This window comes from Nocardia sp. FBN12, from assembly GCF_054031145.1.
Map to the genome: position 1 here is coordinate 3,200,902 of NZ_CM132926.1, position 13,504 is coordinate 3,214,405.

A 13,504-nucleotide genomic window follows, 5' to 3' on the forward strand; every position below is an offset into this window, starting at 1 on the left:
AAACTCCGGCAGGCGGCGCGTTTGTCGTCGGTGGGTGTCAGCAGAGCGAGCGCAGCTGCTCGATCAGCTTCACGCGACCGGCGGCGTTCTCCGCGATCGGCGTGACGTTGAGCGTGGTGACACCCGCCTCGGCCATCGCGACGAGCCGCTCCTTGACGAAGCTCTCCGGGCCGATCAGCGAGACGTCGCGCACCAGCTCGTCGGGCACGGCCTTGGCCGCGGCCTGCTTCTCACCGGCCAGGTAGAGCTCCTGGATCCGGTCGGCGGCCTCGCCGTAGCCGTACTTGGTGGCGAGGGTGTGATAGAAGTTCTTGCCCTTGGCACCCATGCCGCCGATGTAGAGCGCCAGGTGCGGCTTCACGAACTCGAGCAGCCCGGTGACGTTCTCGCCGATCGCGAGCGCCGGACCGGCGAAGATGTCGAGCTCGCCCAGCGCCGGGTCGCGCTTGGCCTTGCCCGCGGCGAGCGCGTCGCCCCACACATCGTTGGCCTTCTCGGGCAGGAAGAAGATCGGCTGCCAGCCGTTGGCGACCTCGGCGGCCAGCTCGACGTTCTTCGGGCCGAGGGCGGCCAGGAGCACCGGAATGTGTTCGCGGACAGGATGATTGATCAGCTTGAGTTCTTTGCCGAGACCCGTGCCGCGCTCGGCGGGCAGCGGGATCTGGTAGTACTTGCCCTGGTAGTTGAGCTTCTCGCGGCGCCACACCTTGCGGCAGATCTCGAGGAGTTCGCGGGTGCGACCGATCGGGGCGTCGTAGGGGACGCCGTGGAAGCCCTCGATCACCTGCGGGCCCGAGGCGCCGATGCCGAGGATGAAGCGGCCGTCGGAGACGTAGTCCAGGCCGGCGGCGGTCATCGCGGTGAGGCTGGGGGTCCGGGTGTAGAGCTGCAGGATGCCCGAGGCCAGCTGCACCCGCTCGGTGCGGGCGGCCAGGAAGCCCAGCGCGCTCACCGCGTCGAACGAGTACGCCTCCGGCACGAAGACGATGTCGAGGCCGGCGCGTTCCAGGTCGGCGACCTCGGCCGCCGTCTCCTTGAAACCGTCCGTGTAGTTGATGCTCAATCCGATCCGCATGCTCTCAACATAGCCTCGGGCACAGCGCACACCCCGACCGGTCGGTCCGTCGGCACAGGTGCTGGTCGCGCGGGGTGCGCGGCCGGGCACGCGGTAGCGTTGAGGGGAAGATTCCACGCACTTCTCGCCACATCGAAAGGCCTCCCCGTCGTGTCGCAGCCCACCGTTTCGCCGCAGCAGATCGCCCCCTCCTTCGGTTCGGTGACCTTGGAGCACTATCTGTCGGAGCTGGCCGCGAAGGTGCCCGCACCCGGTGGTGGCGCCGTCGCCGCGCTGCACGCCGCGCAGGCCGCCGCGCTGGTGGCGATGGTGGCGCGCTACACCACGCGCGCCAAGGACGCGCAGAACCGCCCGGTGATCGATCAGATCATCGTGGCCGCCGACGCCGCGCTGGCCAGGGCACTCGACCTCGCCGACGCCGACGCGGCCGCGTTCACCGCCGTGGGTGCGGCCTACAAGCTGCCGAAGGACACCGACGCCGAGATCGCCGCCCGCACCGCGGCGATCAACGCGGCACTGGTCGAGGCCGCCCGCGTGCCCGCCGCCGTGGTCGACGAGGCCGACGAAATCCTCTCGCTGGCCGCCGAACTGCTGCCGATCGGCAATCCGAACGTGGTCACCGACATCGGCGCCGCCGCCGATGCCGCCAGGGCCGCGGCGATGAGCTCGCAGCTCAATATCGAGATCAACGTGGGCTCGCTGCCCGCCGAACTGGGCGACCCGTTCGCGGCCGCGCTGCTCCGCGTTGACACCATCGCGGCCCGCGCCGACGCCCTGCACGGCGACGTGCTGCACGCCGTTCGCAGCTGAGTCAGCGGTCCGCGGTGAGCACGATCTCCCCGCTGCCGCAGCCGGGTCGCGCGGTGGCGCCGGTCTCGAACTGAGAACGTTTCATCCGGGCCTCACCTGCGCGAACGCAAGCCGACACACCGTCTGACCCGTCGGCCGTTACCACTTCGATAGGTCGAGTTGATCATGGCGGCCTAGACTTGGTTTCCGCCTACGAGTGAGTGAAGGGGTGGCGTTTATGAGAAGCGCATTTCGTTTCCTGTTCGTCGCGATCATGGCGGCATTACTGGCCGCGTCCTGGTCGGGAGCCGCGTCCGCCGACCTGATCGGCGACCAGCGCACCCAGTACGGCGGCGGCACCTACGCCGACGCGGACCTGTCGAACCACACGTTCACGGTGACCGCGAACGGACAGACGCGCGTGATGCCCGCCTCGATGGGCAAGCCCGGTTTCGAAACGCCCACCGGCACCTTCAGCGTCCTGGAGAAGGATCGCTCGGTGGTGTTCGATTCGCGGACCATCGGCATCCCGCTCGAGGATCCGGAGGGCTACATCATCGACGGTGAATACGCCGTGCGCCTGACCTGGGGTGGCGTGATGGTGCACTCGGCACCGTGGTCGGTGGACTCGCAGGGCAACGCCAATGTCAGCCACGGCTGCATCAACCTCGCACCCGACGACGCCGCCTGGTACTACGAGAATGTCGGCATCGGCGATCAGGTCTACGTCCACTGGTAAACATTTTCCCTCGTGGCATTCGGCGAACGCGCCGTCAGGGCAGTATCGTGCCCGTAACGAAATCGTTGCGGGACATACCCTGACGGCGACGAGCCTGATGAAGGTGGGGCGATGGATCGACCGGAAGCGCACAGACCGATCGGGGCTCGACAGCACGACCCGGGATCGGCCGGTGCTCCGCTCGCGGCTGTCACCCCGATTCGGCGGTCCCGCGACCTCGCCGCGCCACGGCCACGACGGCTGAACGAGCAGCCGGACAGCGGCGCCCGGCATCGCATCGAAGGCGGACCGACGACGCCCGCCGGTATTCCGGTCGTTTCGGCAGCCGTAATTCGTGCGGCCGAGCGGGCGGAGGCGGCCGATCCCTACGCCACCGATCGACTGCCCGTGGTCGGCGGGAAATTCGATCCCGGTGCGCGCCACCGCGTTCCGGACACCGCGTTCTCGATCGAGGACAACGGGCCCGACACCGATCAACTGCCGATCATCACCTCCCCACCCCCCACCTGGGCGACTCTCGAGCACCCCCGGCCCAGCTTCGACACCCAGCGTTCGCGGCCCGCACCCGAGGACCGTGGTGCGGACACCTCGTCATCGCGCCCCACGCCGGACTTCCGCGGCGCAGACACCTTCCCGCCGCGCCCCGCGCCCGATCATCGTTCCGCGGACGCCTTTTCGGCACACTCCACACCTGACGCGCGCGATGCGGAGAGCGAACCTTCGCGCCCCGCACCCGACTACAACGGTGACGACGAAGTCTTCGCGCGGATGATCGACCGTTCGAAGCGACGGCGTGTGCCCCGGTGGGTCGCACCGCTGGTCGCCTCGGTGGCCGGTGCCGTCCTGCTCGGCGGCACCTATGTCCAATTGCGCGGGCCCGACCCGGCATCCACGTCCGCGAGCACTCCGCTCGTGCCGAGTTCGGCGAGTCCGGTGACGGCCGCGTGCCCGACCGAACAGATCGGCACCATGGCGCGGGGCAACGGGGCAGGCGGCACCGAGTCCGGCATCGCGGCGATCCTGGCCTTCCAGCACGCGTATTACGTTGCGCGATCCGGTGATCAGGCACGGACCCTCGTGGCGTCCGACGCCGCCGCGCCCTCCGCGGCCGCCATCCAGGCCGGGATCGACTCCACGCCGGTGGGAACCACACACTGCGTGGAGATCACGCCGGGCGCCTTCGCCGGTCAGTACCTGGTCAAAATCACCGCGTTCCGGCCGGATTCGGCGCCGAGCACCTACACACCGCAGCTGGTGGGGACGGCGCAGATCGGCAACAAGACGCTGATCACCTCGTTCGGGGCGGCGCCGCGCTAGACCCGAACGAGGGTGTCAGATCGCGAAACGCGCTCAGGCGCGGGCTTTTTCGGCCGCGACGACCACGTGGCGCATGAGCAACGCGGTAGTCACCGGGCCGACACCGCCGGGGACGGGGCTCAGCGCCGCCGCCTTGCCGATGACCGATGCCGCGTCCACATCGCCCACGATCCCACCGTCCGCGGCCTCATTGGTACCGACGTCGATCACCACGGCGCCGTCACCGATGTGCTTGCCGGTGACCAGACCGATCCGGCCCGCCGCGGCGACCACGATATCGGCCGGGGTCGTGACCGCGGCCAGGTCCGCGGTGCGCGAGTGCGCCACGGTGACGGTCGCGTTCTCGGCGAGCAGCAGCTGGGCGAGTGGCTTGCCGACGACATTGGAGCGCCCGACCACCGTGACGAGGCGGCCCTGCAGCGCGATGCCGTGATGCTTGAGCAACTCGACGACGGCTTCGGAAGTGGCGGGAACGAAACCGTCAAGGCCGGAGGCGAGCAAACCGAGCGAGAGCGGGCTGACGCCGTCGACGTCCTTGGTCGCGGCGATCGCGGAACTCACGTCGTCGAGGTTCACGCCCGCGGGCAGCGGAGTCTGCAGCATGATCGCGTCGGTGGCCGCGTCGGCGCTGCGCGCGCTCAGTTCGGCGCGGATCGTCTCGGCGCTCGCGTCGGCACCGAGATCGATGCGCTCGCAGGCGATTCCGAGTCGTTCGGCGGCCTTGCGCAGCGAGTTCACGTACCAGGCGCTGGCCGGGTCGTCGTTGGCGACGATCAGCGCCAGCGTCGGCGCGGTGCCCGCGGCGGTGAGCGCGGCCGCGCGCTGTTTCGAGTCGGCGTTGATGGCGGCGGCGAGTTCCTTGCCGGTCAGCGAAGCGGTATCCACGGTGAGTCACCTTATCCGCCGCGGGCCCGACGGCCTGTCGCCGGGCCGCGACGCGCGCAAGGTGGTCGAGGTCCACCGCGGCCCGAATACGCGGTCGTAGGGTGTCGGCAGCTCTGCTCTGCCAGCACGTACCGAACCGTTCGCGGGAAGGGTTGCGACTGTCGTGAAGATCTCGAGGCACTGGAAACACCTGGCCGCCGCCGTCCTGGCGACCGCCGCGCTGACCGGCACCACCGTCGGCCCAGCCGCCGCCGAAGCGGATGTGGCGGCGCTCTACAACTCGGCGCAGCGGCATTTCACCGACGGTGACGACGCCGCGGGACGGGCCGACCTGCGGGCCCTCATCGCCGCCGACCCGCACGACGCCGATGCGCTCGCGCTGCAGGCGATCTGGTCGCACTACGCGGGCGACCCGGCTGCGGTCGGCGACGCCCTGACCCGGCTCGGCGGGATCGACCCCGGCAAAGCGGCCGGCACCAACCACGTGCTGCACGCGGTGACCGCGGCCGCCGCCACCCTGCCCAACCCACTGCCCGCGCTGGTCGGTCCGCAGACCGGCATCGTGGTCCTCGGCTACGGCCTGTTGCCCGACGGCGCGCTGCGCCCCGAGCTGGAGAATCGTCTCACCGCGGCGTGGTTGCAGGCGATCGCCGCACCCTTCTCCCCGGTGATCGTGACCGGCGGCAATCCGCAGAACGGGATCTCCGAGGCCGAGGCGATGCGGCGCTGGCTGGTCGCGCGAGGGCTGCCGGGCGATCGGATCCATGTCGAGGATCGGGCAGGCTCGACGGTGCAGAACGCGCTGTTCAGCACGCGACTGCTCCGCGATCTCGGTGCGACCAGCGCGGTGGTGGTGACCTCGCCGAACCACATCCGGCGCGCGGTCGCCGACTTCATCGTGGCGGGCACCGCAGTGGTCGGGGCGATGACCTCGCTCGAACAGCTGGTTTCGCAGTTGCCCCCACCCGCGCGCAGTGCCCAGCGCGGGATCTACCTCGACGCGACCCGGACGTTCGAGCTCGATACTTCGCGCTGACGTGGTCGCAGGTGACCCCGCCAGGGTGGACGCGGCGAGATAATTCGGTTGCCCGGCCGGGCACAATCGGCCCATGAGCGTTACCGAAACCGCTGCGGTGGTCACCACGTTGCGACGCGCGGGCTGCGTGTTCGCCGAGGACGAGGCAGCGCTGCTGCTCGAGGCCGCTGCTGAGGACGCCGACCGCCTCAGCGAGCTGGTCGCGCAGCGGGTTTCGGGGACGCCGCTGGAATACCTGCTCGGCTGGGTCGAGTTCCGCGGTGTCCGGGTGGGGGTGCGGCCCGGGGTGTTCGTCCCGCGACAACGGACCGCGTTTCTGGTGGAACAGGCGGTGGCCGGCGTCGCTCCCGGGACGGTACGGGCGTGCGTGGTCGACCTGTGTTGCGGCAGTGGGGCGCTCGGGCTCACGGCGACGACCGAACTGCGCGTCCTCGGGTGCGATGTCGAACTGGTCGCCGCCGATATCGACCCTATCGCGGTCGAGTGCGCGCGGGAGAACCTAGCCGCGCTGAACGCACCGGTCTTCAGCGGCGATCTGTTCGGCGCGCTCCCCCTCGACCTACGCGGGCGCATCGACGTGCTGCTCGCGAACACCCCCTATGTGCCGAGCGCCCGAGTCGCGGATCTACCGCGCGAAGCACGCGAACACGAACCCCTCGTCGCCGTCGACGGTGGCGCGGACGGTCTCGACGTGTTCCGCCGGGTGGCCGAGGGCGCGGCCGAATGGCTGTCGCCGGGCGGCACGGTCCTGGTGGAGACCGGGACCGGCCAGGTCGGCACCGCGTGCGCGGTGCTCGCCGAGTTCGGGCTCACTGCGCGGGTGGAGCATTCCGAGGAGCGCTATGCCACCGTCGTCCTCGGAACCAGGGCAATCGAGTCACCCTGAATGCGCGGCGGAGCCGCCGAATGTCGTGCACCCGCGACGACGTCGTCCTCGCGGGTGCAGGCCGGGCCTACTTGCGTCCGGTGAACTGATCCATCGAGTGGTACACGCCCACCGCGTTCAGGTACAGGTCGCGAACCTTGATCGGCAGCAGGCCGGTCAGTGCGCGGTTCATCCGCGAGGTCCACGGCATCACCACCAGCGCGCCGCCCTGCTTCATCTCCGACCACGAGGTGTCGACGACATCGTGCTGCTCGAGCATCGGGGTGAACAGAATGCCCTTCGCGCCGTCGAACATGCCGGTGTTGATGTAGGTCGGGCAGACCGTGGTGACCTTCACGTGGTCGTGGCCCGCCTGCTCGAGCTCGAGGCGCACCGAGTCCGACCAGCCGAGCGCCGCCCACTTCGACCCCGCGTACACGGCCATGCGCGGGTTGGCGACCAGACCGGCCGAGGACGCGATGTTGAGCACACGCGCCTGGCCGGCACCGGCGACCATGCCGGGCAGGAACTCCAGGGTGACGTACATCGGCGCCAGCGAGTTGATCGCCATCGTCTTGTCGATGTCGGCGCGGTTCTCGGTTTCCCAGAAGTAGGTGTTGCCGCGCACGATGCCCGCGTTGTTGACGAGGATGTCGATGCCGCCGACCTCCTTGCGCACCGCCTCGCCCGCCTCGCGGATCGAATCCTGCGACGACACGTCCACCACGTAGTGATGCACCTTGCCGCCCGCGGCGGTCAGCTGCGCGGCGGTCTCGCGCAGCGCCAGCTCGTTGATGTCCCACAGCACCACCGCGTCGGCGCCCTCGGCGACAGCCTTCTCCGCGAACAGCTTGCCCAGACCCATAGCGGCGCCAGTGATCAGCACCCGCTTGCCAGCGACCGTTTCCAACTTCATGTGCGCTACCTACCCCTGCTCGTGTTCCGCTACTTCTGGCGCGTCTATTTCTGGCGCGTCTATTTCTGGCGCAGCGTCTTCATGACACCGAAAACCAGCGTCATCGTCTTGGCCCACATCTGCTCGGACATGCCGGGCAGCGGCGCGATCGGCAGCAACCGCTGGACCGCGATGGTCTGGGTGTCGATGTACTTCAGCAGCCCTTCGGGACCGTGGCGACGGCCCTGCCCGGAGATGCCGAGACCACCCGACGGCGCGTCGACGCTGCCCCAGGCAGCACTGAAGCCCTCGTTCACGTTGACTGAACCGGCGTTGATCCGGGCGGCGATCTCCTTGCCGCGGTTCACATCCCGGCTCCACACGCTGGCGTTGAGGCCGTAGGCGGTGTCGTTTGCGGCCTCGACGGCGGCGTCGTCGGAGTCGACCTTGTACACCGAGACGACCGGGCCGAAGGTCTCCTCGCGGTAGACCGTCATGCCGGGCGCCACATCCGCGAGCACGGTGGGCTCGTAGAAGTACGGGCCGAGATCGGGACGGGCGCGGCCACCGGCGAGCACCTTGGCCCCCTTGGCGACGGCATCGTCGACGTGCGCGGAGACGGTCTCGAGCTGGCGCGGGAAGGTCAGCGAACCCATGTCGCGGCTGTAGTCGAGCTCGCCGCCGAGCGACATGTTCTTGACATTGCCGACGAACTCCGCGACGAACTGGTCGTAGACCGAGGCGTCGACGTAGATTCGTTCCATCGACTCGCACAGCTGACCGGCCGACGAGAAGCACGCGCGCACAGCCAGTTTGGCGGCCTTGGAGACATCGGCGTCGGCCAGTACGAGCAGCGGGTTCTTGCCGCCGAGCTCGAGCGAGTACCCGATCAGGCGCTCACCGGCCTGCTGGGCGATGGTCCGGCCGGTCGCGCTGGAACCGGTGTAGTCGACGTAGTCGGCGCGCGCGATCACGTCACCACCGATTTCGCGACCGCGGCCGAGCACCGCCTGCCACAGACCGCGCGGCAGCCCGGCCCGCTCGGCGGCGTCGATGGCCCACAGTGCGGTGAGCGCGGTCTGGTTGTCCGGGCGCGCGATGACCGCGTTGCCCGCGATCAGGGCGGGCAGCGCGTCGGAGGCGGCCAGCGCGAGGGGGTAGTTCCACGGCGAGATGACCGCGACGACGCCCTTGGGCCGGTGGTGCACCTCGACCGAGGTGAGCACCGGCAGCACGCCGCGCGGCTTCCGGTCGGCGAGCAGTTTGGGCGCGACGGTGGCGTAGTAGCGCGCGTTCAGCGCGACGTCGGCGATCTCGTCGAAGGCGTGCGGCCGGGACTTGCCGGTCTCGGTCTGCACGATGTCGAGGATGGTGTCCTGCTCGGCGAGCACGATGTCGTGGAAGCGGCGCACGATCTCGGCGCGCTGCTTCACCGGCACCTTGGCCCAGTCGCGCTGCGCGTGCCGGGCCACGGCGAACGCGCGCTCGATGTCGTCGACCGAGGACTGCGGCAGGTCGCCGATCTTGTGCCCGGTGGCCGGGGCGAAGACCTCGACCGACGGCGCGCCACCGGCGACACCGCGTTCGAACAGGGGCTTGACCAGCGCGGTGGGCAGCGCGGTGGGTTCGGCGGTCAGCTCGGGGGCTGTCGTCATTGTCGGCCCTTCTCCTCAACAGATGGGTCACGCGGATCTGGTCGCGCACGTTCAGGTTATTTACTGAACACTAGTGTTAGATTAATGCCAGCGCCCTGGTTCGTGTCAAGCTTTCAGTGCGCGAACAGTGACGGTGAGGGAGGTGCGATGACCGAGGATTCCGCCGCGGTGCGTCGTGGGCGCCCGCCGCAGACCCAGGAGCAGGCCGAGGAGGTCCGCGCCCGGATCGTCTTGGCGACCGCCGCGGTATTCGCGCGCAACGGATCGCGCGGGATGAGCGTGGCCCAGATCATCGAAGAGGCCGGGCTGGCCAGACCCACTTTCTACCGCTATTTCGGCAATGCGTCCGAGCCGCTGCACGCGGTGCTCGACGCGTCGAACGACGGCCTGGTCGGCGGGATCCGCGACGCGCTCATGGGCACCGAGGAACCGGTCCAGCTGGGCATCCGGCTGATCGACGCGTATGTCGACTGGGCGCGCGGGCACGGTCCGATGCTGCGGCCGCTGTTCGCCGAACTGCACGATCCCCGCTCGGTTGTCTCGGCCTACCGCGAACGCGCGCTCGACGACATCCGCGATCTGGTGCGCAAGACGTTCGGCGAACTCGGGCGCCCGGTGCCCGCGCCCCTCGATCTGGACGCGGCGCTGCACGTGTGCGAGTACGTCGTCTACCGGCTCACCGCCGACAGCGAGCCGGGCAGCGATCCCGATCCGGCGCTGGCGTCGGAGGCCAGGGTGACCATGATTCGCGTCCTGCTCGTCACCCTCGGCACTCGCGACGATCTCGCCTACGCGATGGAACTACCCGGCCTGTTCCCCGACCCGTAGCTCCTCGGGTTCGGCGGCGGTCCGACCTGCCGTGAGCAGCGCGATCGAGAGCAGCACCGCACCGGCCGAGCCCGCGACGCCGAGTCGCTCGTCCAGGAACAGCACTGCCAGCAGGGTGCCGGTGAGCGGTTCGAGCAGGGCCAGCAGTGCTCCGGTGCCCGCGCCCGCCTCGGTGAGACCACGGAAATAGAGCGTGTAGGCGATCGCCGTGGGGAACAGCCCGAGGGCGAGAACGCCCAGCACACCGTTCGCGGTGGTGTGGATCGCGGTGGTGGTGAGGGCTGCCGGGACGGCGAGCAGAATCGCGCCCGCGGTGAAACCGAGACCGGTGCTGGTGACGGGATCGAGACCGGGGACCGGGACCGCGACGATCACCGTGAGCACGGCGAAGGCGGTCGCCGCGCCCAGTGCCATGGCTGCGCCGAGCAGAACCGCCGACCCGCTCGCGCCCGGTGTACCGACGAGCAGCGCGAGCCCGGTCAGCGCGAAGGCGATGCCGCGGGCGCGGGTGCGATCGAGTGTTCGCCGGCCGGTGAGGTGTTCGATCACCGCGACGACGACCGGGGACATGCCGATGGTGATCAGCGTCGCCAGGCTCACCGAGGACAGGGCGACCGCGCCGAAATAGCAGCCTTGGAACACCGGCGCCAGCACGGCGACCACGCCGATGCGGTGCCACGCGGGTGCGCCCCGCGGGATCGCCCTTCGGGTGAGAACACACAGTCCCACCAGCAGCAACCCGCCGACGGCCAGGCGTACGGCGGCGACTGCCACCGGGGACAGGTGGGTCGATCGTTGGACGAGGGTGCCGAGTATGCCGCCGGTCCCCCAGAGGATTCCGGCGATGACGAGATCAGCTGTGCCCGCGCGGGCCGACAGCGAAACAGACATGGGTGTGCGCTCCTGCGACAGAAGGTGAGGGGGTCGCGAGAAGCGAGGTGCTGGAGTGGACACAAGTCGACGAGCGGCCTGTTCGGCCGGTACGCGCGCGGTTCAAGCGCGGCGGGGCACCTCGCTCAGGAGGCGGGGGGCGGCGTGGAACGGAAGCACTTGTGCACGGCGCGAGTGTACTCCACACAGAATCTCCACATTTGGCGACGCAACCCTCCACACCCGCTCGCTAGGGTCGCACCATGGAAAACAGTGGGGGCGGGACAGGACCGGCGGCACGCCGGATCCTGGTGGTCGATGACGAGGTGACGATCGCGGAGTCCGTGGCCGCCAGGTTGCGGGCCGAGGGGTTCACCGTCGACCTGGCACACGACGGCCCCGCGGCGGTGGCGGCGGCTCTGGCGGGAGAACCCGATCTGGTGGTTCTCGACGTGATGTTGCCGGGGTTCGACGGCCTGGAGGTGTGCCGCCGGATTCAAGCCGAGCGTCCGGTGCCCGTCCTCATGCTCACCGCGCGCACCGACGAGACCGACCAGCTCGTCGGTCTCGGGGTCGGCGCCGACGACTATCTCACCAAACCGTTCTCGATGCGGGTGCTGGCCGCCAGGGTGCACGCCCTGTTGCGGCGGGTGGATCGGGCCACCGAGCGCGGCGACAACAGCATCGTCGTCGGCGATCTGCGGATAGATCTCGCCGAGCGGCGGGTGTGGCGCGGTGACACCGAAGCACGCCTGACCCCGCTGGAATTCGACTTGCTGACCCGGTTCGCGCAGCGTCCGCGAGCGGTGCTGGCCAGGGAGCGGCTCCTGGAGGACATCTGGGACTGGTCCGATGCGGCCGGGACGCGCGCGGTGGATTCGCATGTGAAAGCGTTGCGGCGCAAGCTCGGTGCCGATCTCATCCGCACCGTACACGGTGTCGGGTATGCCTTGGACGCGCGATGACGGCGCCTGAGCGCGCCGCCGCGTTGATGGACCGGATCGCGGAGGTGCTGCCGCGGCCGCTGGATCGGCTGCGCTCGATCAAGCTCAAGCTGGCCGTGTTGATGTTGTGTTCGGGCGGAGTCGCGTTCGGGTACTTCCGGCTGAAAATCGGCTGGCTGCCGCCGCGCACCACCGTGGCCGCGATCGGGATCGCGCTGCTCACCTCGCAGTTCCTCGCACACGGCATCACCCGGCCACTACGCGAGATGACCTCGGCCGCCCGGCGAATGGCTCAGGGCGACTACCGCTTTCGGGTACGGGCCTCCTCGCGTGACGAAGTGGGTCAGCTGGCGACCGCGTTCAACCAGATGGCCGCCGACCTGGCCGCCGCCGATCGGCAACGTCGCGACCTCATCGCCAATGTCTCCCATGAGCTGCGCACGCCGGTGACCGCGCTGCACGCCGTCCTGGAGAACCTGGTCGACGGCGTGAGCGAACCCGACCCGGCGACGCTGCGCACCGCGCTGGCCCAGACCGAGCGCCTCGGCCTGCTCGTCTCCGAACTCCTTGATCTGTCCAGCATCGAAGCGGGCGCGTTCACCCTGGATCGCGAAAGCCTGCCGCTGGCACCGCTTTTGGCGGCGGTGATCGCCGAAGCCGAGGTGATGACCGCCGCGCTCGGCCGTGGCGTCCGGTTCACGACCGCCATCGAACCCGCCGACGCGATCGTGTTCGCCGACCGGGCCCGCCTGCATCAGGTGCTGTTCAACCTCCTCGACAATGCCGCCAGGCACGGTCCGTCCGGCGGCGAGGTCCGGGTCTCGGCCTCGACCCGCCCCGAGGGCACCGTGCTCGAGATCCAGGACGACGGCCCCGGCATCCCGGAAGCCGAGCGCGCCACCGTCTTCGACCGCTTCACCCGCGGCGGTCGCACCGACGGCGGCGGCACCGGCCTCGGCCTGGCCATCGCCCGCTGGGTGATCGACCTGCACGGCGGCACCATCGCCGTCGCCGACCCCGGCTCCCGCATCCGCGTCGTCCTCCCCACGGACTGACACCTACATCCCGTTCACCCGCCCGGCGCTTCGGTGCCGGGACGCATTCGCACATCTCCAGGAGGGGAAACCCCATGTCCGACAAGCCGATACCCGAGGCACCAGCGGCTGATCACGGCGCTGATCAGACTGAGAAAACCGCCGCCGGGCCCAGTGGCGACACAACCGCGACCGCTTCGCCCAGTGCCGACACGACCGCGACCGCTTCGCCGGGTGCCGCCACGGGCGATCCTGTCACGAGTGGCGAGACCGCGGCTTCCGGCCCGGCGAGCGAGGCGGCCGCGAACATCGCGCCCGACTCCGGCGCCGCGAGTGACCCCAAGGTGGGCGGCGGTGCCTCGACGGCAGTACTCACGAAGACCTCGGAGTCAGCCGAGGGCCCGGAAACCCCACCCGCCGCACCGAACTCCGATGGCTCGGTGCCGTTCGCGACATTGCTCGCCGCGAGTCGTGAGAGCAGCGCTGTTCGGCCGGGGACGGCGGGCTGGCAGGCGGCGGCATGGCCGACGGCGCCGTCGGCGGGTTCCCCGCTGTCCGGGCGTTCCATGCCA

At 69.8% G+C, this 13,504-nt stretch carries 13 protein-coding genes and 1 pseudogene; 8 read left to right on the plus strand and 6 right to left on the minus strand.

The features are described 5' to 3' along the window. Positions 1-37: 37 nt before the first annotated feature. Positions 38-1,075: an LLM class F420-dependent oxidoreductase gene (locus tag ACWZHB_RS15445; protein WP_427908631.1), complete on the minus strand. Its 1,038-nt coding sequence runs from the start codon at positions 1,073-1,075 to the stop codon at positions 38-40. A gap of 150 nt (positions 1,076-1,225) precedes the next feature. Here ACWZHB_RS15445 and ACWZHB_RS15450 point away from each other — a divergent pair, with 150 nt between their 5' ends. The 3 genes and pseudogenes from ACWZHB_RS15450 (at position 1,226) to ACWZHB_RS15460 (ending at position 3,920) form a co-directional block, all read left to right on the plus strand. Next, on the plus strand, positions 1,226-1,885 hold the full coding sequence (locus tag ACWZHB_RS15450) for a cyclodeaminase/cyclohydrolase family protein (protein WP_427908632.1): 660 nt from the start codon (positions 1,226-1,228) through the stop codon (positions 1,883-1,885). 328 nt (positions 1,886-2,213) lie between these two features. Continuing rightward, positions 2,214-2,603, plus strand: a pseudogene (locus ACWZHB_RS15455) (L,D-transpeptidase); the annotation flags it as partial. Positions 2,604-2,714: 111 nt separating this feature from the next. Continuing rightward, positions 2,715-3,920, plus strand: coding sequence for a hypothetical protein (locus ACWZHB_RS15460; RefSeq protein ID WP_427908633.1), 1,206 nt, complete (start codon positions 2,715-2,717; stop codon positions 3,918-3,920). A gap of 33 nt (positions 3,921-3,953) precedes the next feature. On the opposite strand, the gene ACWZHB_RS15465 is transcribed toward ACWZHB_RS15460, so the two are convergent. Continuing rightward, positions 3,954-4,805, minus strand: a complete 852-nt coding sequence (locus tag ACWZHB_RS15465) for a bifunctional 5,10-methylenetetrahydrofolate dehydrogenase/5,10-methenyltetrahydrofolate cyclohydrolase (RefSeq protein ID WP_427908634.1) — start codon at positions 4,803-4,805, stop codon at positions 3,954-3,956. Between the two features lie 163 nt (positions 4,806-4,968). On the opposite strand from ACWZHB_RS15465, the gene ACWZHB_RS15470 reads away from it, so the two are divergent. Both ACWZHB_RS15470 and ACWZHB_RS15475 read left to right on the plus strand, forming a co-directional pair. After that, the gene (locus tag ACWZHB_RS15470; protein ID WP_427908635.1) at positions 4,969-5,841 is read left to right on the plus strand and encodes a YdcF family protein; all 873 of its coding nucleotides are present in this window, start codon (positions 4,969-4,971) and stop codon (positions 5,839-5,841) included. Between the two features lie 73 nt (positions 5,842-5,914). Beyond that, entirely contained in the window at positions 5,915-6,727 is an 813-nt protein-coding gene (locus ACWZHB_RS15475; RefSeq protein ID WP_427908636.1) for a putative protein N(5)-glutamine methyltransferase, read from the plus strand. Positions 6,728-6,794: 67 nt separating this feature from the next. On the opposite strand, the gene ACWZHB_RS15480 is transcribed toward ACWZHB_RS15475, so the two are convergent. Then, entirely contained in the window at positions 6,795-7,622 is an 828-nt protein-coding gene (locus ACWZHB_RS15480) for an SDR family NAD(P)-dependent oxidoreductase (protein WP_427908637.1), read from the minus strand. A 59-nt stretch (positions 7,623-7,681) separates the two neighbouring features. Next, the gene (locus ACWZHB_RS15485; RefSeq protein WP_427908638.1) at positions 7,682-9,256 is read right to left on the minus strand and encodes a succinic semialdehyde dehydrogenase; all 1,575 of its coding nucleotides are present in this window, start codon (positions 9,254-9,256) and stop codon (positions 7,682-7,684) included. A 147-nt stretch (positions 9,257-9,403) separates the two neighbouring features. Here ACWZHB_RS15485 and ACWZHB_RS15490 point away from each other — a divergent pair, with 147 nt between their 5' ends. Beyond that, positions 9,404-10,084, plus strand: coding sequence for a TetR/AcrR family transcriptional regulator (locus ACWZHB_RS15490; RefSeq protein WP_427908639.1), 681 nt, complete (start codon positions 9,404-9,406; stop codon positions 10,082-10,084). On the opposite strand, the gene ACWZHB_RS15495 is transcribed toward ACWZHB_RS15490, so the two are convergent. Further along, positions 10,058-10,975, minus strand: coding sequence for a DMT family transporter (locus tag ACWZHB_RS15495; protein WP_427908640.1), 918 nt, complete (start codon positions 10,973-10,975; stop codon positions 10,058-10,060). The genes ACWZHB_RS15490 and ACWZHB_RS15495 overlap by 27 nt on opposite strands. Before the next feature lie 242 nt (positions 10,976-11,217). Between ACWZHB_RS15495 and ACWZHB_RS15500 the strand changes: the two genes are divergently transcribed. Then, positions 11,218-11,919 carry a response regulator gene (locus ACWZHB_RS15500; RefSeq protein ID WP_427908641.1) on the plus strand — a complete coding sequence of 234 codons (702 nt, stop codon included), beginning with the start codon at positions 11,218-11,220 and terminating at the stop codon, positions 11,917-11,919. Positions 11,920-11,945: 26 nt separating this feature from the next. Further along, on the plus strand, positions 11,946-12,953 hold the full coding sequence (locus ACWZHB_RS15505) for a HAMP domain-containing sensor histidine kinase (protein ID WP_427909177.1): 1,008 nt from the start codon (positions 11,946-11,948) through the stop codon (positions 12,951-12,953). Positions 12,954-13,077: 124 nt separating this feature from the next. On the opposite strand, the gene ACWZHB_RS15510 is transcribed toward ACWZHB_RS15505, so the two are convergent. Beyond that, the gene (locus tag ACWZHB_RS15510; protein ID WP_427908642.1) at positions 13,078-13,500 is read right to left on the minus strand and encodes a hypothetical protein; all 423 of its coding nucleotides are present in this window, start codon (positions 13,498-13,500) and stop codon (positions 13,078-13,080) included. Positions 13,501-13,504: the final 4 nt, after the last annotated feature.

Coding starts and splice junctions, on each gene's coding strand:
- ACWZHB_RS15445 (WP_427908631.1), bottom strand. CDS start 1,075: ATGCGGATCGGATTGAGCATCAACTACACGGACGGTTTCAAGGAGACG.
- ACWZHB_RS15510 (WP_427908642.1), bottom strand. CDS start 13,500: ATGGAACGCCCGGACAGCGGGGAACCCGCCGACGGCGCCGTCGGCCAT.
- ACWZHB_RS15505 (WP_427909177.1), top strand. CDS start 11,946: ATGGACCGGATCGCGGAGGTGCTGCCGCGGCCGCTGGATCGGCTGCGC.
- ACWZHB_RS15480 (WP_427908637.1), bottom strand. CDS start 7,622: ATGAAGTTGGAAACGGTCGCTGGCAAGCGGGTGCTGATCACTGGCGCC.
- ACWZHB_RS15460 (WP_427908633.1), top strand. CDS start 2,715: ATGGATCGACCGGAAGCGCACAGACCGATCGGGGCTCGACAGCACGAC.
- ACWZHB_RS15500 (WP_427908641.1), top strand. CDS start 11,218: ATGGAAAACAGTGGGGGCGGGACAGGACCGGCGGCACGCCGGATCCTG.
- ACWZHB_RS15475 (WP_427908636.1), top strand. CDS start 5,915: ATGAGCGTTACCGAAACCGCTGCGGTGGTCACCACGTTGCGACGCGCG.
- ACWZHB_RS15495 (WP_427908640.1), bottom strand. CDS start 10,975: ATGTCTGTTTCGCTGTCGGCCCGCGCGGGCACAGCTGATCTCGTCATC.
- ACWZHB_RS15490 (WP_427908639.1), top strand. CDS start 9,404: ATGACCGAGGATTCCGCCGCGGTGCGTCGTGGGCGCCCGCCGCAGACC.
- ACWZHB_RS15485 (WP_427908638.1), bottom strand. CDS start 9,256: ATGACGACAGCCCCCGAGCTGACCGCCGAACCCACCGCGCTGCCCACC.